Raw genomic sequence first — 17,061 nt, 5'->3', positions numbered from 1 at the left:
AGGGGGACCAGCCGACGAGGGCCCGGAGGACGCGGTGGCGGAGCGACAGGAGCGGATGGCATCGGAGGCCGTGCCGACGCGGATCGGGCAGGTCGTCATGCTGCACCATGCGGGGGACCGCGAGGAGGCCCGGCGTCGACTGCTGGACCTGTGGACGGAGCTCGGCGAGGACGGCGACCCCGTGCACCGCTGCACCCTGGCCCACTATCTGGCCGACACCCAGGACGACCCCGCGGACGAACTGGCCTGGGACCTGCGGGCGTTGACGGAGGCGGAGGGCGCGGGCGGTGCGCTCGCCGTACGGGCGCTGTATCCCTCGCTGCATCTGAATCTGGCCGCCGACTATGTGAAGCTCGACTGCGCCGAGGCCGCTCGCGTCCATCTGCGCCGGGCGCGCGGAGCGGCGGGGGCGCTGGGGAACGACAGCTACGGGGACGGGGTGCGGGCGGAGATCCGGCGGCTGGAGGTGCGCTTGGGGGAGGGGCCCTAGGTACTGCGGGGGCGGCGGGGCAGGGCGGGGGATGTGGGGAGCGGGCTGGGGGCGCAGCCCGCTCGCGTTTCAACGGCGGTAAGTCTGCTCGCAGATCTTCGACTCCGGGCTGTCCGGCCTCCAGCCGCCGTACTTCTTCCCCAGCGCGCAGACGTCCGCCTGCCCCGGGTCCCCTGTGCTCCCCGGGTTCCCCTGGGCGCCCTTGCGGACGGACTCCGACACGTCTGGGATCTCGACGTGCGGCCGTTCGGGGCGGTCGGGACCCGTGTGGCGGGGTTCCCGGTGCTCGGGTCGGGGGTGCGCGTGTGAGCGCGGGGCCGGGGGTGTGCGTGGCGGCGCGGTGGGGGACGTGGACCGTGCGGCGGGCCTCGTCGGGGTCGGGCGGGGGGACGTTTCGATGAGCGTCAGGGCCTCGCGGGCCGGCGCCTGCACGACCTCGGGTTCCGTGGACCCGCTCGGTCGCGGCGCCGGAGGCTGGGACGGTACCGCCGACCCACCGGACGGCGGCGGGTACGCGACCGTCGTACAGCCCGCGAGGGCCGAGACAGCCATGGTGACCAGGAGCGTTGCGGTGGTCGTCGTTCGATGCACGGGCGCAACTCTGCTGGTTCCGGCTGCCGTTGAGGGTGCGGAGCAGGGGGCGTTGCTCCGTACGGGTGATCTCTGACCCCGTACGGGCGGTGTGCCTCGGCCGCCGCTGACGTCAGTCGCCGGTGGTGCCGTCGACGCGCTCACGGATCAGGTCGGCGTGGCCGTTGTGACGGGCGTACTCCTCGATCATGTGGGTGAGGATCCAGCGCAGGTTGAACTGCTCACCGCTCCGCCGACTCCGGCCCTTGGAGAGGTCGTCCAGACCGAAGCCGGCCGCGTGGCGTCGGGCGATGTCGATCTCGGCCTGCCAGGTGGCGTACGCCTCCTCCCAGGTGTCCGCCTCGGTGAGATGGAACTCGCCGTCGGGATCCTCCTCGGAGAAATAGATCGGGCCCGGATCCTCGTCCATGAGCACCTGGCAGAACCAGCCCCGTTCCACCTCCGCCATGTGCCGCACCAGTCCCATCAGGGTCAGCTCCGACGGCTCCACGGAGGCGGTCCTGAGCTGGGCGTCGGTCAGGCCCTCGCACTTCCAGGCGAGGGTCTGCCGGTGGTAGTCCAGCCAGCCCTCCAGCATCGTGCGCTCGTCGGCGGTGGTGGAGGGCTCATGGCGTTCGAGGGTCATGCACCGCATCGTCGCTCAACTCGGGCCGGTTCACGAGGGGTTTTACGGTCGGCCCGTTCCGCGCACGCCCTGGCCGGACATTCCGTCGAGCAGTTCGCGCAGCCCCGCCCGCACCTCGGCCAGGGTCGGCGCCTCCGAGCTGAACGACCCGGCGACGCAGCTGAACATCAGCCCGTCCGCCCAGGCGACCAGGGACAGCACATGCCGGGGCGGGTCCGTGGAGCCCGCCGCGGTCAGCAGGGCGGTGAGCTGGTCGCGGAAGCGGGCGCCCGTCGCGTCGAAGTAGGCGCGCAGCTCGGGGCGGCGCGTGGCCTCCAGGGCCAGTTCGTAGCGGGCGAGCGTCAGCTCGCGGTTGCGGGTCAGGGCGCGGTGCGTCGCCAGGGCCAGGCCGTCGGCCAGGGAGTCGAGGCCGCCCCGCGGATCGGGCATCTCCTCCAGCGCCAGCACCCGCGCCTCACGCTCAGCGAGCCGCCGCACCGCCAGCTCCAGCAGCGCCTGCCGGGTGCGCGCCACATTGGACGTCGATCCCTGCGGCAGCTCGGCCGCCTCGTCGACCGCCCGGTGCGTGAGCCCGCGCATCCCGCGTTCGGCGAGTAGTGCGAGGGCGGTGTCGGCGACGAGATCGGCGCGCGGGGCGGCGCCCGGGGTGTGTACGGCCATGGAGAGCAACCTACTCGTCGCACTACGTCTGTAGTACGGTCGAGGCAGCAGGTTACTACAGATGTAGTTTCGTGAGTCGGCAGGACCAGAGTCGTTCAGGAGGAGCCATGGCACAGTCGAGGCGGGCCGTCGTGATCGGTGGCGGCATCGGAGGTCTGACCGCGGCCGCCGCACTCCACCGGAGCGGCTGGGACGTCACCGTCCTGGAGCGGGCCCCATCCCTGGAGCCGGTCGGCGCGGCTATCTCCCTCGCCCCCAACTCCCTGCGCGCGCTGGACGTCATCGGGCTGGGCGACGAGATCCGCGACCTGGCCGCCTGGCAGGGCGACGGAGGACTGCGCACACCGTCCGGGCGCTGGCTCTCCCGCACGGACGCCGCCGCCGTGGCCGCGCGCTTCGGCGGCCCGCTCGTCCTCCTCCACCGGGCCACCCTCCTCAACAGCCTCGCCGCACTGCTCCCGGCCGAAGCCGTCCGCACCGGGGGCGCCGCGACCGTCACCGATCCGGGATCCGCCGACCGCCCCGCGCGGGTCAGCACACCGGACGGCGACCTGGAGGCCGACCTCGTGGTGGCCGCCGACGGCATCCGGTCCGCCGTACGCCGGATGCTCTTCCCGGACCACCCCGGCGCCGTCTACTCCGGGTTCACCACTTGGCGGGTCGTGATCCCGGTGCCCGGCGCGCGGTTCGCCTCGCACGAGACCTGGGGCCCGGGGCGCATCTGGGGCTCCCACCCGCTCAAGGACGGCCGGGTCTACGCCTACGCCGCGGCGATCACGCCCGCGGCGGAGCACGCACCCGACGACGAGAAGGCCGAGCTGCTGCGCCGCTACGGCGACTGGCACGACCCGATCCCCGCGATCCTCGCCGCCGCCCGCCCCGAGGACGTGCTGCGTCACGACGTCCACCACATCGCCGAGCCGCTGCCCGCCCACCACCGCGGCCGGGTCGCCCTGGTCGGAGACGCCGCACACGCCATGCCACCCACGCTCGGCCAGGGCGGCAACCAGGCCATCGAGGACGCGGTGGTCCTCGCGCACCACTGCGACGACCTCGCCGCCTACACGGCGGCCCGCCTCCCGCGTACGACCGCCGTCGCCCGCCAGGCCGTCAAGGTCGCCCGCCTCAACCTGATGACCAACCGCGCCGGGATCGCCGTTCGGAACACCACGCTCGCCGCCCTGTCCAAGGTCGCGCCCGCGCTGTTCCTGCGCGGCTTCGAGGACATCGCCGACTGGCGGCCACCGCAGCGGCCGTATGCTTCCAGGCAGACCCCGGCAGGCAAGCATGAGAGGAGAGCACCCCGTGAAGGTCGGCTGCATCGGACTCGGTGACATCGCGCAGAAGGCCTACCTTCCGGTGCTCGGCTTCCAGCCCGGGGTCGAACTGCATCTGCAGACCCGTACGCCCGCCACCCTCGCCCGGGTCGCCGACACCCTGCACCTCCCGGCCGAACAGCGGCACGCCGACCTCGACTCGCTTCTCGAGCAGGGCCTCGACGCCGCGTTCGTGCACGCGGCCACCGTCGCGCACCCCGAGATCGTGACCCGGTTGCTGGAGGCGGGTGTGCCGACGTATGTCGACAAGCCGCTCGCCTACCAACTCGCCGAGTCCGAGCGGCTGGTGGCACTCGCCGAGCGGCGGAACGTGAGCCTCGCCGTCGGCTTCAACCGGCGCTACGCGCCCGGATACGCGCAGTGCGCGGACCATCCGCGCGAGCTGATCCTCATGCAGAAGAACCGGATCGGGCTGCCGGAGGAGCCGCGCTCGATGATCCTGGACGACTTCATCCACGTCGTCGACACGCTGCGCTTCCTCGTGCCCGGCCCGGTCGTCGACGTGACCGTGCGCGCCCGCGTCGAGAGCGGGCTGCTCCACCATGTCGTGCTCCAGCTCGCCGGGGACGGTTTCACCGCGCTCGGTGTGATGAACCGGCTCAGCGGCTCGGCCGAGGAGATCCTGGAGGTGTCCGGACAGGACACCAAGCGCCAGGTCCTCAACCTCGCCGAGGTCATCGACCACAAGGGTCAGCCGACGGTTCGGCGGCGCGGCGACTGGGTGCCGGTGGCCAGGCAGCGCGGTATCGAGCAGGCCGTGCTGGCCTTCCTCGACGCCGTGCGCGCGGGCAAGGTGCTCAGCGCCCGGGACGCGCTGGCGACGCACGAGTTGTGCGAGCGGGTCGTCAGGGCGGTCGAGGACCGGGCCGCCTGAACCGCCGACGCCGGTCCGGGTTCAGTGTCCGGGGCGGGCCGGCGAGCCGTGTGCGGTGTGAGCGGGGTGTTCGCGCGGTTCCGCAGTGGGCCTCCGCCTCAGCCGTGGGCGCCGTATCCGTACGCCCTCGGTCGCGCCCCAGACGACGATGATCAGCAGTGCCGCGTACACCGGCCACTCGCCGAAGCGGACGTACGGCGTGACACCGTCGGCCAACGGCACCTCGTAGACCGCGCTCGTGCTCGCGTCCGTGCCGAGCCAGGAACCGACGCGCTGTCCGCTCGGGCCGTACACGGCGGAGACGCCGGTCAGGGTCGCGTGCACCATCGGCCGGCCGGTCTCGGCGGCGCGCAGCGCGGCGAGCGAGGCGTGCTGCTCGGGGGCCCAGCTCTGCTGGAACGTCGATGTCGCCGACTGGGCGATCAGAATCTGGGCGCCGTCGTCGACGAGGTTGCGGCTCATGTCCGAGAAGGCGGACTCGAAGCAGACCATCGGACCGATCCGCAGTCCGTGTCCGGCGTTCATCACGACCTGTTCCGTGCCGCGCCTGCGGTCCTCGGCCGCCGCCTCGCCCACGGAGGTGGCCCAGCCCAGCAGCGAGCGGGCCGGTATGTACTCCCCGAAGGGGACCAGCCGCATCTTGTCGTAGCGGGCGCCGGTCGGGCCGTCCGGGCCGACGAGGATCGAGCTCTTGTAGATGCCGGGCTTGTCGGAGCGGCGCGCGTCCACGTTGACCAGGATGTTCGCCCCCGTCTCCCGGGACAGTGCCGCGAGGCGCCGTGCGAAGTCGGGCCGGTCGTCCAGGTCGTAGCCGACGCTGCTCTCGCCCCAGACGATCAGGTCGGCGCCCTGGCGGGCCAGCTGGCGGGTGAGCTGCTCCTCCCGGTCGAACCGCCGGTCGGGCGCGCCCGCGCCCTGTATGACGCCCGGCTGCACGACGGCGATCCGGACCCGGTCGGTGACGTCGGGGCGCGGGGACCACACCCAGGCGGCCGAGGCGGCGACGGCGGTGGCCACGAGGCCGGCCACCGCGGCGACCCGGCACCGGCGCACCGCCATCAGCACGGCGGCCGCGACGTTGACGGCCACCACAAGGAAGCTGATCAGCCACACCCCGCCCACCGAGGCGAGCCGCAGCGCGGGCTCCACCTCCCACTGGCTGGAGCCCAGCACACCCCACGGCCCGCCCAGCCCCTGCCAGGAGCGGACGAGCTCGATCAGCAGCCAACCGGACGGCAGGACCACGAGGGCCGCCGCGACCCGCCCCGGGGACGGCCGCGCGGGCAGGAAGCGGCGCACCAACCAGCCCCAGGGCGCCCACAGGGCACCGAGCAGCGCGGCGATGACGAACGTGAACACATGGAGGTTCGGCAGCAGCCAGTGGTGCATCGCCAGCATGAATCCGAACCCGCCCCACCAGCCTTCGTACAGCGCCCGCCTCCCGGTCGGCGCGGAGCGCAGCAGCGCCATCCAGGGAACCAGGGCGACGTACGCGAACCACCACCACGACGGCTCCGGGAAGGCGAGCACGGGCAGCGCCCCGGCCAGGGCGGCGGCGGCCGAGCGGCGCCACGGGGAGGTGAGCCAGTCGCTGATCGTCTTCATGCATCACCTCCTACCCCGTGGTGCTTCCAGTGTGCTCACAGGCACTGACAACGGGACAGTGGGGCCGGGACCGGGCGTCGCTCAGTCGATCATCGCGGGCGTGGTCCGTTCGGGCAGGCGGCGCCATTTCTCCTGGACGACCACCTCGCGCAGCCGCCAGCCGGTGTCGGTGCGCAGCAGTGCGAAGGCGTAGCGCCCGCCGCACACGAAGTCGGGGGCGGCGCAGCTGCCGGAGGAGCCGTCGCCGTCCTGGGCGAACCGCATCGGGTTGATGTAGTCGGCCTGGACCCGGGCCGTGTCGCCGATGTCCTGCTCCAGGATCCCGAAGCGCACCCTGCGGTTGACGATGAGGTGCTGCCGCATCGAGAACAGCCGCATGCTCTCGGCCAGCCAGTCGGCGACGCTCCCGGCGTCCCCCTCGATGCCGCCGGCCGAGCGGTAGTCCGCGCGTCCGTCGGGGGCGAACAGGCTCCGGTAGGACTCCCAGTCGCCGTCGTCCACGGCCACCGCGTAGTCGGTGATCAGTCCGTCGACCGCCAGCCGGTCCCTCAGGGTGGCGAGCTCCACACGCTGCGTCATCGGCTCAGTGTTGGGCATGTGGTGCACGGAGCCAAGAGGGCGTGCGGCGATATTCGAGGCGTTCGTTGTCAGTGGCCCCTCCTACGCTGTCGACCATGAGCACATGGATGCGGAACAGGCAGCTCCTGGCAGAACAGGCCGCTCGGTACCGGGGGCTCGCCGAACGCGGCGACCTGCCGGAGCTGGCCCGCGCCGTGCTGCGGGCCGCCTGCCACAACGGGTCCATGACGGGCGTGGGTTCACAGAACATGGAGCTGCTGCGGGCGCTGCCCGACCGGGACCGGCTGGAGCTCGCCGGCATATGGGCGGGTTGGTACGCCCATGTGGAAGACGTCTGGTCGGCCGAGGAGTTCAGGCGGGACCAGGGATACTTCCGCACCGAACTGCTCATGGTGGCCTCCGGAGTCGCCCGTGGCCTGGACGGGGACCTGTTGGCCGGTGAACGGCAGGAGCAGCTCGCCGGGTTGCGGGACCAGTACCTCGTGTGGTCGACCCACCGGATCTGGGAACTGGCCGACGCGGAACTCGCCGCCGGTCGCACCCCCGACCCGGCCGTCCTGGCCGCCTTCCGGCGCACCGGAGCTGCCGCGAACCTGCCGGGCCACCGCCGCACACAGGCGGCGGCGAACGCCGCGGAACCCGGCATGCGGGACCTGCTGGCCAGGTTCCCCGGGCCGGTGCTCAACCCCGGTGAACCCTGGGCCGACGCGGCCGTCGAGGAAGCCACGGCGGGAGGAGAACAGTGGCTGCGGCTGCTGGAGCATCCGGCCCCGGCGACGGCCGACACACCGTCGGCGAAGTGGAGACGGACCGGGTCGGCACTGCTGGACGCCGTCGGTCCGGAAGAGGCGCGACGAGCGGTGCTCAGGTGGTTCGAGCTGGTCCCCCTGGACCGGACCTTGCCGCTGGTCGGCCATCCGCACGTCCACTTCGACGTGAACGCGTGTCTCGACCCCTTCAACTCCCATGTCCTGCGCGGACTCGCCTGGATGCTCTCGCTGCTGCCGCCTCGACCGGACACCACCGAGGCCCTCGTCGCCCTTGTGGAGACCGCCTTGGACCAGCGGTCCGGGGACTCTCTCCGCTCACCCCATGTGGCCGAGGCGGGCATCGCCGCGCTGGCTCGGATCGGGGACCGGGCGGCACGGACGGAGCTGGAGACCCTGAGCCGATGGGTCACGCACCCGGGCACGTCGCGACGCGTGGACAAGGCACTCGCGTCGCTCTGATCAGGCCGGGATCGGCGCGTCGGCCTTGATCAGAGCCGGGCTAGAGCGACTGCCGGTCGCGCCCGGCACGCAGTCGTTCAAAGGCGGTGGGTGTGGGGCGGTCGTTCAGGAAGTCCTTGATTCGGCGGGCGCATTCCTGGGGTGTGGTGTGGGTGGTGTCGCAGTCCACGTCGTAGACGCCGTGTGAGTGCACCTGCGCCGACTGGGCGGCGGCGAGACCGGCCGGCCGGTCGCCCCGCCCGCGCTCCCGGCGTTCCAGTTCCTGCGGGGCGCAGTGCACCTTGACCAGAACCACGTCCTGCGGAACGAGGAGCGAGAGGCAGTCCCTGAGCCGCCACTCGGCGCTCAGTACATGGTCGACGACGACGTTGTTGCCGGCGGCGGCCATTCCGGCGACCGCGCGGTGGAAGCCCTGCCAGGTGCGATGGAGGACGGTCGGCAGTTGGTCCGGCGGGACCGGGGTGCGGGAGCGCATCGCGTGGAAGGCGTCGACGGGCAGATGGAAGTACGGCTCGTCGAGGATCCGCAGCAGCTCGGTGGCGATGCTCGACTTGCCCGAACTGGACGTGCCGTTCAGGAAGATGACGAGGCCACGGCGAGCGGGTACGTGATCCAGATGCTCCATGCAGTGGATCTTAGGCAGTTGGGCCGCGGGCCGGGCCTGTCTCAGGCCGCCTCGATGACCTCACCGCGGATGGCGGCGGCCCACTCGACCACCAACAGTTCGTACTCCGCGCGCTCCTGGGCGGACAGCGAGCCGCCCGCGCGCAGCCACAGGGCGCGAATCTCCTCGTTCACCTCGGCAGCAGACCGCACGGAACCAGGGCCTAAGGAATGGGGGGACATGCGGACAAGCCTAGGGGCAAGGACTGACCGTCCGCTACCGGACGGCTACGCGCAACGTATGTGATTGGTCACGGACTTGGGGCGGACCCGCTTGTACTGACCTGCCGGTCAGGAGGCGGGGCGCTCGGCCGAAGTGCGCTGGAGGCGCGTCAGCCCGCCGACTCCGCCGCGTGGGGGCTCAGGACGCCCGTGGCCACGAGCGCGATGATGACGATGCCGAGCGCGATGCGGTACCAGACGAACGGCATGAAGCTCTTCGTCGAGATGAACTTCATGAACCATGCGATGACCGCGTAACCGGTCGCGAAGGCGATCACCGTGGCGAAGATCGTCGGACCCCAGGAGACATGGCCGCTCTCCATCGCGTCCTTGAGCTCGAAGAGGCCGGAGGCGAGGACAGCCGGGATCGCGAGGAGGAAGGAGTAGCGGGCCGCGGCCTCGCGGTTGTAGCCCATGAAGAGGCCGCCGCTGATGGTCGCGCCGGAGCGGGAGACACCGGGCACGAGCGCCGCGGACTGGCACAGGCCGAAGATCAGGCCGTCCTTCACGTTCAGGTCCTCGAGCCCCTTGCGCTGCTTGGGCGCGCGGTGGCGGCCGCCCGACTCGTCGCGGGCCGCCATCCGGTCGGCGATGCCGATGATGATGCCGACGACGATCAGCATGGTCGCGGTGATGCGCAGATCCCGGAACGGGCCCTCGATCTGGTCCTTGAGCGTCAGGCCGAGCACACCGATCGGGATCGAGCCGACGATCACCAGCCAGCCCATCTGCGCGTCGTGGTCGCGCCGCATCTCCTTGTTCGTCAGCGACTTCAGCCACGCCGCGATGATCCGTCCGATGTCCTTGCGGAAGTAGATCAGCACGGCGGTCTCCGTGCCGATCTGCGTGATCGCCGTGAAGGCCGCGCCCGGGTCCTCCCAGCCCGAGAACGCCGCGGTCAGCCGCAGATGCGCGCTGGAGGACACGGGGAGGAACTCGGTCAGCCCCTGGACGAGTCCGAGGATGAGGGATTCAAACCAAGACATGAAGTTACGGAGTCCAAGTGCTGATCGTGGCAAGGGGGGATGGAGGACACCGCGTCGGCGGCGCAGTGATCGGTGACCGCGAGTGTCGAGGGGCAGCGTAGCGCCCTCCGATGACGGCTCCCGCACAGGGGCTCGGCAGCCGATCGCCGACCTCGGCCGGACCGGTGTTGACCTGCGGTGGGGCCGCCGCTTACGTTGCTTCGGACCGAAAGCGCTTGCTATCGCGTCGCTCATCAACTCGTCGTTGGCGCTCCGGAGGAGTCTCACGTCCATGGCCGCATCCGAGATCGCCCCGCTCACCGGCCGCCGCATCAGGGTCGCCGTGATCGGTACCGGCGCCATCGCACGCGACTCCCACCTGCCCGCGCTCGCCAGGCTCGCCGAGGAGGGCGAGACGGAACTCGTCGCCGCCGTCGACATCGACGCGGCGTCGGCGCGGTCCTTCTGCGCGGAGGCGGGTCCGGCCACGGCCGGAGCACAGGCACCCCACCCCCACACCGACCTGGACCGGATGCTTCAGGAGCAGCGGCCCGACCTGGTCGTCATCTGCACCCCGCCGACCCTGCACCGTGACCAGACGGTCGCCGCCCTGCGGGCCGGTGCCTGGGTCTGGTGCGAGAAGCCGCCGGTGCCGAGCCTCGCGGACTTCGACGCCGTGGAGGCGGAGGAGGGTGAGGACGGCGGCCCGTACGCCTCGATCGTCTTCCAGCACCGCTTCGGCTCGGGCACCCGGCACGTGCGACGTCTGCTCGCCGAGCGGGCCATGGGCCGCCCGCTCGTCGCGCACTGCCAGACCACCTGGTACCGGGACACCGCCTACTACGCCGTGCCCTGGCGCGGCCGCTGGGCGACCGAGGGCGGCGGTCCCGCGATGGGGCACGGGATCCACCAGATGGATCTGCTGCTCGACCTGCTCGGACCGTGGAGCGAGGTGCGTGCCATGGCCGGCCGGCTGGTGCACGACGTCGAGACCGAGGACGTGTCGACGGCCCTCGTCCGCTTCGCGAACGGTGCGATGGCGACCATCGTGAACAGCGTGCTGAGCCCCGACGAGGTCAGCCGCATCCGCATCGACTGCGAGCGCGCGACCGTGGAACTGACCCATCTGTACGGGCACCGCAACGACGACTGGCGCATCACGCCGGCCCGGGACGTGCCGGACACCGAGGCCAAGGCCTGGCAGGACTTCGGCGCGGACCTGCCCAGTTCGCATCTGGAGCAGCTGCGGGAGCTGGTGGCGAGCATGCGTGCGGGAGAGCGGCCGCGCAGCAGCGGCGCGGACGGGCGCACGAGCCTGGAGCTGATCGCCGCGCTGTACAAGTCGGCGTTCACGGACGCGACGGTTCGCGCCGGGGAGATAGGCCCCGGCGATCCCTTCTACGTCGCGATGCACGGGGGCGCGCCCGGCTGGGCGCCGGTCACGGCCGAGCGGGCGGCGCCGGGCGAGGAAGCCGTCGTATGACCGGGCTGCGTATCGTCCACGCGCACGGCGACCGCGTCACGGTGACCGAGTCGGCCACCGGCGTGGAGCTCCTCGCCTACGTCTACCGGCCGGAGGCCGCCTGGGAGGCGCCGAAGCCGTACGTCCATCCGCTGCGGACCCTCGCCGGTGACGTCGTCACCGACTACCGGCCCAACGACCACCGCTGGCACAAGGGACTGTCGCTGACGGCCTCGCACCTGTCCGGGGCCAATCTGTGGGGCGGCAACAGCTACGTCCACGGGCAGGGGTACCTGGAGCTCCCCGAGCGCGTCGGCTCGATGCGGCACGTCGCGTTCGACGAGGTCTCCTCGGACGGTGACCGGGTCGTCATCGCCGAGCGGCTGACCTGGCATCCGCACGACGGAGAGCTGTGGGCCGACGAGCGGCGCACGGTCGAGGTGCACGACGTCGAGCCGGAGTCCGGCTCATGGGCGCTGACCTGGACGAGCGCCGTGACGAACCGGCGCGCCGAGCCGCTGCGGTTCGGCAGCCCCACCACCGCCGGGCGCGGCATGGCCGGATACACGGGCCTGTTCTGGCGCGGCCCGCGGGCCTTCCAGGGCGGCCGGATCATCACCCCGGACGCCGAGGGCACCGGCCTGATGGGCGAACAGGCGCCCTGGCTGGCCTACTCCGGTGAGCACGACGGCACCGACGGCCACGCGACCCTCGTCTTCGCGCACGCCCCCGAGAACGACCACGCCGGCGACGACGGCGCCCACCCCGCCCACTGGTTCGTACGCAACGAGCCCTTCGCGGGCGTCGCCCCGTCCTGGGCGTTCCACGACGAGCTGGAACTGGCGCCCGGGGACACCCTCACCCGCCGCTACCGGGTCGTCGTGGCCGACGGGGCGTGGGAGCGGGAGGAGATCGTGAAGTACCTGGACTCACATCCCTGGCACTGATCGCGGCCCTCCGACGGGACGGCGGACCTCACGCTGCCGACGGTCCCGTCACCGTCCATCCGGGCGCCTGGGGGTGGGCCGACAGGTCCTCGTGGCGCACCGGGTCGCCGCAGGCCCGGCAGGTGACGACCGGGACCAGTTCGTTGCCGCAGATGTGCTCGATCACCATGGGGCGGTCGTCGTCCGTGCGGAGATGGCGGTCGCCCCACGCCATGAGGGTCATCAGGACCGGCTCCAACTCCAGCCCCGCCTGCGTCGGCCGGTACTCGAACCGCTGCGGGCGCTCGCTGTAGGCGCGCTTGGTGAGGATGCCGGCGTCGACGAGGCGGCGCAGCCGGGTGGCCAGGATGTCGCGCGGGGCGCCGATGTTGCGCACGAGCTGGTCGAAGCGGCCGTTGCCCAGGCACACCTCGCGCAGGACGAGCAGGGAGTACTTCTCGCCGACGAGCGCGAGGGCGTCGGCGATGGAACAGGGGCGCGGGTCTTTGGTGGCGGCCATGCCGCTCAGTTTAAGGGGTGGGTTCGACTTTCAAACCGGATGGGTTTGATTTCCCAACCCACGGGGTTATGGTGAGTTCGGATTTCCTACTCACTGGTAATCGGGAGGCCCGCACCATGCGTGACGCAGTCATCGTCGAAGCCGTACGCACCCCCATCGGGAAGGGCAAGCCGAACGGCTCCCTGGCGCACGTCCACCCCGTCGAGCTCCTCGCCCACACCCTGCGCACCCTCGTCGAACGCTCAGGCGTCGACCCGGCGCTGATCGACGACGTCATCGGCGGCACCGTCGACCAGGTCGGCGAGCAGGCCATGAACACCACCCGCTACGCCGCCCTGTCCGCGGGCTTCCCGGAGACCGTCCCGGCGACCACCGTGGACCGCCAGTGCGGCTCCTCCCAGCAGGCCGTGCACTTCGCCGCCCAGGGCGTCATCTCGGGCGCGTACGACCTGGTCGTCGCCTGTGGCGTCGAGTCGATGAGCCGGGTGCCGATGTGGTCGAACGTGCCGCCCGGCAAGGACCCCTTCGGTCCCGGGGTCGCCGAGCGCTATCCGGAGGGGCTCGTCCCGCAGGGGATCAGTGCCGAGCTCATCGCCGCCAAGTGGTCGATCACCCGCGAGCAGATGGACGAGTTCGCCGTCTCCTCGCACCGCAAGGCGGCGGCCGCCTGGGAGAAGGGCCTGTTCGACGCCGAGATCGCCCCGCTGGAGGGCCTCTCCCGCGACGAGTGCGTACGGCCGGGCAGCACCACCGAAATCCTCGCCGGGCTCAAGCCCGCCTACCACGACCCGGCCTTCGCCGAGCGCTTCCCGCAGATCGAGTGGAACGTGACCGCGGGCAACGCCAGCCCGATCAACGACGGCGCCTCCGCCGTCCTCATCACGTCCGGCGAGACCGCCGCCCGCCTCGGCCTGCGCCCCCTCGCCCGGCTGCACAGCTTCGCCGTCACCGGCTCCGACCCGGTCCTCATGCTCACCGGTGTGATCCCGGCGACGGAGAAGGTGCTGCGCCGGGCGGGCCTGTCCCTCGGCGACATCGACCTCTTCGAGGTCAACGAGGCCTTCTCCAGCGTCGTCCTGGCCTGGCGGCAGGAGACCGGGGCCGACCTCGACAAGGTCAACGTGCACGGCGGCGCGATAGCGATCGGCCACCCGCTCGGCGCCAGCGGCACCCGTCTGACGACGACCCTCGTGCACGCGATGCGCGAGCGCGGCGCACGCTATGCGCTGCAGACGATGTGCGAAGCGGGCGGCCTCGCCAACGCGATGATCCTGGAGACGGTGTAGCCGGAGGGAGGCAGAGGGTGGCGAAACGGTTCAGCGGTCGCGCAGATGGTGCCGCTTCCGCCACGCCACCACCACGCCCGCCAGCGCCGGTACGGCGATGCAGGCCAGCGCGATCAGGAAGGCGGGCGACGTCGGCGCGGAAGCACGGGCACCGGCGACGACGTAGGCGGCGGTGTTCGGGATCGATCCGAGCGCCGTCGCGAGCAGGAACGGGACGTAGCCCATCCGGGAGACGGCGGCGCAGTAGTTCGACGCCCAGAACGGCACACCGGGAAACAGCCGCACCGCCAGCATCGAACGGAAACCGTGCCTGCTGAGCTGGCCGTCCGCAGCCTTCAGCCACCGGCCGCGCAGCAGCGGACGCAGCGCCTCCTGGCCCAGCAGCCGGCCCAGCCCGAAGGCGATCCCGGCGCCCAGCACCGTGCCCGCCAGAGCCGCGCCGATGCCCCACTCGGTGCCGAAGAGCGCGCCCGCCGCAAGGTTGAGCAGCGGTCGCGGCACGAAGGCCACCGTGACCAGGCCGTACGCCACCGCGAACAGCACCACCGCGGCCGAGCCCTCGACCTGGGGCGGCCAGCCGTTCGTCAGGAGCTTCTGCGGCTCGAAGAGCAGCACGGACGACGCGGCCGCCGCGAGCAGGACCGCGAGCAGGGACAGCCGCGACCACGGCGAGAGCAGCGTTCTCGTGCAGCGCGCGGCGAATCCCGCGGGCACGGGTACGGGGACGGGGACCGTGAGCTCCGTGGCGGCGGCCCGGGGAGGAGCCGTGGCGGTGCCCCCAGAGCGGGTGGTGGCATCGTCGAGCATTCGGCGACAGTAACCGAGAAAGATGTGTGATCGCCGTATGGTTCGTCTCATGACCGTCACAGGTGCGGGAACAGCAGAAGTTCCGCGCAGTGTTCTGGCCGACACGGTCCTGGAGCGGCTCACCGCCACCTACTCGGCCGCCGCGGACCCGGAACGGGCCGTCGCCGCGCAGGCGTACATGAAGGACATCGCCCCGTTCCTCGGCATCCCCACACCCGAGCGCCGCGCCCTCTCCCGCACCGTCCTCCAGGGCACCCCCCGCCCCGACGAGACCGACTGCACCGCCGTCGCCCTGCGCTGCTGGCAGCTGCCCGAGCGCGAGTACCACTACTTCGCCGTCGACTATCTGCGCCGGCACGTGGGGCGCTGCTCGTCCGGCTTCCTCCCGGTGACCCGGCAGCTGATCACCACCGTCTCCTGGTGGGACACCGTCGACCTGCTCGCCGCCCACGTCGTCGGCGGACTCGTCGCCGCCGACCCGACCCTCAGCGCGGACATGGACGCCTGGATCGTCGACGACGACCTGTGGGTCGCCCGCACCGCCCTGCTCCACCAGCTGCGTTACAAGGAACACACCGACTCCCGGCGCCTCTTCGCCTACTGTCTGCGCCAGTCCGGGCACACCGACTTCTTCATCCGCAAGGCCATCGGCTGGGCCCTGCGCGAGTACGCCAAGACCGACCCGGACGGCGTACGGGACTTCCTGGCGCGGGAGCGGGGGAGGTTCGCGCCGCTGTCGGTGCGGGAGGCGCTGAAGAACGTCGGCGCCTGAAGTCCCGTACCGCGAAAACCATTCGACGCCGGGCAAAGCGTCGACGATGATCGACGTCATGTTCCGGCACGCCTTCCTCCTCGCAGCATCCGCAGTCGCGGATGCGCCGAAGGCTGCCGTTCCCGTCTTCCTGGCCGCTGTCGACGGCGCCCGAAGCTGACCCTCCCCGGACAGTCCGGCGGACCCCCGAGGGGGAGGGTCGGCAGGTCCTTGGGGTCCCCATCTCCCGCGCGGAGATCCTTTACGCAGAGACTTCGAGGTACAGCCATGTCCAAGACGGCATACGTGCGCACCAAACCGCATCTGAACATCGGCACGATGGGTCATGTCGACCACGGCAAGACCACGTTGACCGCCGCCATCACCAAGGTCCTCGCCGAGCGCGGCGCCGGCACCTTCGTGCCGTTCGACCGGATCGACCGGGCGCCGGAGGAGGCCGCGCGCGGCATCACCATCAACATCGCGCACGTCGAGTACGAGACCGACACCCGCCACTACGCGCACGTCGACATGCCCGGTCACGCCGACTACGTCAAGAACATGGTCACCGGGGCCGCGCAGCTCGACGGGGCGATCCTCGTCGTCTCCGCGCTCGACGGGATCATGCCGCAGACCGCCGAACACGTGCTGCTCGCGCGGCAGGTGGGCGTCGACCACATCGTCGTCGCCCTCAACAAGGCCGACGCGGGCGACGAGGAGCTCATCGACCTCGTCGAGCTGGAGGTCCGCGACCTGCTCACCGAGCACGGCTACGGCGGCGACGCCGCGCCCGTCGTACGGGTGTCGGGACTGAGGGCGCTGGAGGGCGACCCGAAGTGGACCGCGTCGGTCGAGGCGCTGCTGGACGCCGTGGACACGTACGTTCCGATGCCGGAGCGGTATGTGGACGCGCCGTTCCTGCTGCCCGTCGAGAACGTGCTCACCATCACCGGCCGGGGGACGGTCGTCACCGGGGCCGTGGAGCGGGGCACCGTGAAGGTGGGCGACCGGGTCGAAGTGCTCGGGGCCGGGCTGGAGACCGTTGTCACCGGCCTGGAGACGTTCGGCAAGCCGATGGACGAGGCGCAGGCCGGGGACAACGTGGCGCTGTTGCTGCGCGGGGTTCCGCGGGACGCCGTCCGGCGGGGGCATGTCGTGGTCGTGCCGGGCAGTGTGGTGCCTCGCCGTCGGTTCTCGGCGCAGGTGTATGTGCTCTCGGCTCGTGAGGGCGGGCGTACGACGCCGGTCGCCACGGGGTATCGGCCGCAGTTCTACATTCGTACGGCGGATGTGGTCGGGGACATCGACCTCGGTGAGGTGGGGGTCGCGCGGCCCGGGGAGACGGTCACGATGACCGTTGAGCTGGGACGTGAGGTGCCCTTGGAGCCGGGGCTCGGGTTCGCCATTCGTGAGGGTGGCAGGACCGTCGGAGCGGGGACCGTGACTGCCGTGGTGTGAGGGTGTTGCGG

At 71.6% G+C, this 17,061-nt stretch carries 19 protein-coding genes; 9 read left to right on the top strand and 10 right to left on the bottom strand.

Annotated elements, in window-relative coordinates:
* Positions 1-34 precede the first annotated feature (34 nt).
* Positions 35-490 (top strand): hypothetical protein, encoded by a 456-nt coding sequence (locus ACZ4UU_RS35430; protein WP_471907494.1) that lies wholly within the window; start codon positions 35-37, stop codon positions 488-490.
* Positions 491-559: 69 nt separating this feature from the next.
* Here ACZ4UU_RS35430 and ACZ4UU_RS35425 read toward each other — a convergent pair whose 3' ends face one another.
* From ACZ4UU_RS35425 to ACZ4UU_RS35415, 3 genes are all read right to left on the bottom strand, one after another.
* Positions 560-712: a hypothetical protein gene (locus tag ACZ4UU_RS35425; RefSeq protein ID WP_471907493.1), complete on the bottom strand. Its 153-nt coding sequence runs from the start codon at positions 710-712 to the stop codon at positions 560-562.
* A gap of 481 nt (positions 713-1,193) precedes the next feature.
* Positions 1,194-1,706 (bottom strand): DinB family protein, encoded by a 513-nt coding sequence (locus ACZ4UU_RS35420; protein WP_471907492.1) that lies wholly within the window; start codon positions 1,704-1,706, stop codon positions 1,194-1,196.
* A gap of 42 nt (positions 1,707-1,748) precedes the next feature.
* On the bottom strand, positions 1,749-2,366 hold the full coding sequence (locus ACZ4UU_RS35415; RefSeq protein ID WP_471907491.1) for a TetR/AcrR family transcriptional regulator: 618 nt from the start codon (positions 2,364-2,366) through the stop codon (positions 1,749-1,751).
* Positions 2,367-2,473: 107 nt separating this feature from the next.
* Between ACZ4UU_RS35415 and ACZ4UU_RS35410 the strand changes: the two genes are divergently transcribed.
* Positions 2,474-3,700, top strand: coding sequence for an FAD-dependent monooxygenase (locus ACZ4UU_RS35410; RefSeq protein ID WP_471907490.1), 1,227 nt, complete (start codon positions 2,474-2,476; stop codon positions 3,698-3,700).
* Positions 3,672-4,577 carry a Gfo/Idh/MocA family protein gene (locus tag ACZ4UU_RS35405; protein WP_471907489.1) on the top strand — a complete coding sequence of 302 codons (906 nt, stop codon included), beginning with the start codon at positions 3,672-3,674 and terminating at the stop codon, positions 4,575-4,577. The genes ACZ4UU_RS35410 and ACZ4UU_RS35405 overlap by 29 nt, the downstream gene beginning before the upstream one ends.
* 21 nt (positions 4,578-4,598) lie before the next feature.
* On the opposite strand, the gene lnt is transcribed toward ACZ4UU_RS35405, so the two are convergent.
* Together lnt and ACZ4UU_RS35395 are read right to left on the bottom strand one after the other, a co-directional pair.
* Positions 4,599-6,182, bottom strand: a complete 1,584-nt coding sequence (lnt, locus tag ACZ4UU_RS35400; RefSeq protein WP_471907488.1) for an apolipoprotein N-acyltransferase — start codon at positions 6,180-6,182, stop codon at positions 4,599-4,601.
* A gap of 81 nt (positions 6,183-6,263) precedes the next feature.
* Positions 6,264-6,761, bottom strand: coding sequence for a nuclear transport factor 2 family protein (locus ACZ4UU_RS35395; protein ID WP_471907487.1), 498 nt, complete (start codon positions 6,759-6,761; stop codon positions 6,264-6,266).
* Between the two features lie 95 nt (positions 6,762-6,856).
* On the opposite strand from ACZ4UU_RS35395, the gene ACZ4UU_RS35390 reads away from it, so the two are divergent.
* Complete coding sequence (locus ACZ4UU_RS35390) at positions 6,857-7,990, top strand: hypothetical protein (protein WP_471907486.1); 1,134 nt, start codon at positions 6,857-6,859, stop codon at positions 7,988-7,990.
* Positions 7,991-8,030: 40 nt separating this feature from the next.
* On the opposite strand, the gene ACZ4UU_RS35385 is transcribed toward ACZ4UU_RS35390, so the two are convergent.
* From ACZ4UU_RS35385 to ACZ4UU_RS35375, 3 genes are all read right to left on the bottom strand, one after another.
* On the bottom strand, positions 8,031-8,615 hold the full coding sequence (locus ACZ4UU_RS35385; protein WP_471907485.1) for a chloramphenicol phosphotransferase CPT family protein: 585 nt from the start codon (positions 8,613-8,615) through the stop codon (positions 8,031-8,033).
* A gap of 41 nt (positions 8,616-8,656) precedes the next feature.
* Entirely contained in the window at positions 8,657-8,836 is a 180-nt protein-coding gene (locus ACZ4UU_RS35380; RefSeq protein WP_078504336.1) for a hypothetical protein, read from the bottom strand.
* 149 nt (positions 8,837-8,985) lie between these two features.
* Positions 8,986-9,861, bottom strand: coding sequence for an undecaprenyl-diphosphate phosphatase (locus tag ACZ4UU_RS35375; RefSeq protein WP_471907484.1), 876 nt, complete (start codon positions 9,859-9,861; stop codon positions 8,986-8,988).
* Positions 9,862-10,132: 271 nt separating this feature from the next.
* On the opposite strand from ACZ4UU_RS35375, the gene ACZ4UU_RS35370 reads away from it, so the two are divergent.
* Both ACZ4UU_RS35370 and ACZ4UU_RS35365 read left to right on the top strand, forming a co-directional pair.
* Positions 10,133-11,323 carry a Gfo/Idh/MocA family protein gene (locus ACZ4UU_RS35370; protein WP_471907483.1) on the top strand — a complete coding sequence of 397 codons (1,191 nt, stop codon included), beginning with the start codon at positions 10,133-10,135 and terminating at the stop codon, positions 11,321-11,323.
* Positions 11,320-12,249: a DUF6807 domain-containing protein gene (locus tag ACZ4UU_RS35365; protein WP_471907482.1), complete on the top strand. Its 930-nt coding sequence runs from the start codon at positions 11,320-11,322 to the stop codon at positions 12,247-12,249. Before ACZ4UU_RS35370 ends, ACZ4UU_RS35365 begins: the two co-directional genes overlap by 4 nt.
* A 28-nt stretch (positions 12,250-12,277) precedes the next feature.
* Here the strand turns inward: ACZ4UU_RS35365 and ACZ4UU_RS35360 are convergent, their stop codons facing one another.
* Positions 12,278-12,748 carry a winged helix-turn-helix transcriptional regulator gene (locus ACZ4UU_RS35360; protein WP_471907481.1) on the bottom strand — a complete coding sequence of 157 codons (471 nt, stop codon included), beginning with the start codon at positions 12,746-12,748 and terminating at the stop codon, positions 12,278-12,280.
* A gap of 116 nt (positions 12,749-12,864) precedes the next feature.
* On the opposite strand from ACZ4UU_RS35360, the gene ACZ4UU_RS35355 reads away from it, so the two are divergent.
* The gene (locus ACZ4UU_RS35355) at positions 12,865-14,034 is read left to right on the top strand and encodes a thiolase family protein (protein ID WP_471907480.1); all 1,170 of its coding nucleotides are present in this window, start codon (positions 12,865-12,867) and stop codon (positions 14,032-14,034) included.
* Between the two features lie 30 nt (positions 14,035-14,064).
* Here ACZ4UU_RS35355 and ACZ4UU_RS35350 read toward each other — a convergent pair whose 3' ends face one another.
* Positions 14,065-14,841, bottom strand: a complete 777-nt coding sequence (locus ACZ4UU_RS35350; RefSeq protein ID WP_471907479.1) for a TVP38/TMEM64 family protein — start codon at positions 14,839-14,841, stop codon at positions 14,065-14,067.
* A 49-nt stretch (positions 14,842-14,890) separates the two neighbouring features.
* Between ACZ4UU_RS35350 and ACZ4UU_RS35345 the strand changes: the two genes are divergently transcribed.
* Positions 14,891-15,613 carry a DNA alkylation repair protein gene (locus ACZ4UU_RS35345; protein ID WP_471907478.1) on the top strand — a complete coding sequence of 241 codons (723 nt, stop codon included), beginning with the start codon at positions 14,891-14,893 and terminating at the stop codon, positions 15,611-15,613.
* Positions 15,614-15,880: 267 nt separating this feature from the next.
* Positions 15,881-17,050, top strand: a complete 1,170-nt coding sequence (tuf, locus tag ACZ4UU_RS35340; protein ID WP_471907477.1) for an elongation factor Tu — start codon at positions 15,881-15,883, stop codon at positions 17,048-17,050.
* Positions 17,051-17,061 lie beyond the last annotated feature (11 nt).

This window comes from Streptomyces sp. NPDC028907, from assembly GCF_055564995.1.
Note: the sequence above shows the minus strand (reverse complement) of the source record. Positions and strands in the feature narration are given on the sequence as shown.

Excerpts from the sequence above, each read along its gene's own strand:
- ACZ4UU_RS35420 (WP_471907492.1), bottom strand. The coding sequence starts at position 1,706 with ATGACCCTCGAACGCCATGAGCCCTCCACCACCGCCGACGAGCGCACG.
- ACZ4UU_RS35415 (WP_471907491.1), bottom strand. The coding sequence starts at position 2,366 with ATGGCCGTACACACCCCGGGCGCCGCCCCGCGCGCCGATCTCGTCGCC.
- ACZ4UU_RS35410 (WP_471907490.1), top strand. The coding sequence starts at position 2,474 with ATGGCACAGTCGAGGCGGGCCGTCGTGATCGGTGGCGGCATCGGAGGT.
- lnt (WP_471907488.1), bottom strand. The coding sequence starts at position 6,182 with ATGAAGACGATCAGCGACTGGCTCACCTCCCCGTGGCGCCGCTCGGCC.
- ACZ4UU_RS35395 (WP_471907487.1), bottom strand. The coding sequence starts at position 6,761 with ATGACGCAGCGTGTGGAGCTCGCCACCCTGAGGGACCGGCTGGCGGTC.
- ACZ4UU_RS35390 (WP_471907486.1), top strand. The coding sequence starts at position 6,857 with ATGAGCACATGGATGCGGAACAGGCAGCTCCTGGCAGAACAGGCCGCT.
- ACZ4UU_RS35385 (WP_471907485.1), bottom strand. The coding sequence starts at position 8,615 with ATGGAGCATCTGGATCACGTACCCGCTCGCCGTGGCCTCGTCATCTTC.
- ACZ4UU_RS35380 (WP_078504336.1), bottom strand. The coding sequence starts at position 8,836 with ATGTCCCCCCATTCCTTAGGCCCTGGTTCCGTGCGGTCTGCTGCCGAG.
- ACZ4UU_RS35375 (WP_471907484.1), bottom strand. The coding sequence starts at position 9,861 with ATGTCTTGGTTTGAATCCCTCATCCTCGGACTCGTCCAGGGGCTGACC.
- ACZ4UU_RS35370 (WP_471907483.1), top strand. The coding sequence starts at position 10,133 with ATGGCCGCATCCGAGATCGCCCCGCTCACCGGCCGCCGCATCAGGGTC.
- ACZ4UU_RS35365 (WP_471907482.1), top strand. The coding sequence starts at position 11,320 with ATGACCGGGCTGCGTATCGTCCACGCGCACGGCGACCGCGTCACGGTG.
- ACZ4UU_RS35360 (WP_471907481.1), bottom strand. The coding sequence starts at position 12,748 with ATGGCCGCCACCAAAGACCCGCGCCCCTGTTCCATCGCCGACGCCCTC.
- ACZ4UU_RS35355 (WP_471907480.1), top strand. The coding sequence starts at position 12,865 with ATGCGTGACGCAGTCATCGTCGAAGCCGTACGCACCCCCATCGGGAAG.
- ACZ4UU_RS35350 (WP_471907479.1), bottom strand. The coding sequence starts at position 14,841 with ATGCTCGACGATGCCACCACCCGCTCTGGGGGCACCGCCACGGCTCCT.
- ACZ4UU_RS35345 (WP_471907478.1), top strand. The coding sequence starts at position 14,891 with ATGACCGTCACAGGTGCGGGAACAGCAGAAGTTCCGCGCAGTGTTCTG.
- tuf (WP_471907477.1), top strand. The coding sequence starts at position 15,881 with ATGTCCAAGACGGCATACGTGCGCACCAAACCGCATCTGAACATCGGC.